The organism is Vibrio sp. 2130-1, from assembly GCF_033339515.1.
Map to the genome: position 1 here is coordinate 1 of NZ_JAWOUT010000161.1, position 819 is coordinate 819.

General features: G+C 45.5%; 1 protein-coding gene. It reads left to right on the forward strand.

Annotated elements, in window-relative coordinates; translation table 11 throughout:
• Nucleotides 1-819, forward strand: an 819-nt coding sequence (locus tag R7Q09_RS24900; protein ID WP_318143791.1) for an RNA degradosome polyphosphate kinase, incomplete at both ends; no start/stop codon positions are given.

Consider the following 819-nt stretch of genomic DNA (forward strand, 5'->3'; position numbering starts at 1 on the left):
AGGTGTAAACCAACGTTTAACCGCCATGCCAGTACGCTTTGTGTATGAGCGTGAAATGCCGCAAGAGATGCTCGACTTCTTGTGCAGCAAACTAAGAATTTCCAATTACGACAACCTAATTCCAGGTGGACGCTACCACAACTTCAAAGATTTCATCGCTTTTCCAAACGTCGGGCGAGAATACCTCGAAAACAAACCAATGCCACCAATGAAGTGTGCAGACTTTCAAGGTTACGCCAACAGTTTCGAAGCCATCAAAGCCAAAGACATTCTGCTCTACTACCCTTATCACACCTTTGACCATATTGGTGAATTGGTTCGCCAGGCATCCTTTGACCCGAAAGTGCTCAGCATCAAAATTAATATCTACCGCGTAGCCAAAGACTCTCGCTTGATGAACTCTTTAATTGATGCAGTGCATAACGGCAAAAACGTTACTGTAGTCGTTGAGCTGCAGGCACGATTTGATGAAGAAGCAAATATTGAATGGTCAAAAGTTCTGACTGAAGCTGGCGTGCACGTCATCTTTGGTGCGCCCGGTTTAAAGATTCACTCAAAGTTATTGATGATCAGTCGCCGTGAAGGTGACGATATTATTCGCTACGCGCACATTGGCACGGGCAACTTCCACGAAAAAACCGCTCGAATCTATACCGACTTTTCGCTGCTCACCGCAGACCAAGAAATCACCAATGAAGTGCGCAACGTGTTTGGATACATTGAGAACCCTTATCGCCCAGTGAAGTTCAATCACTTGATGGTTTCTCCGCGTAATTCGCGCACCCAAATTTACCGCCTGATTGACAATGAAATCGCCAA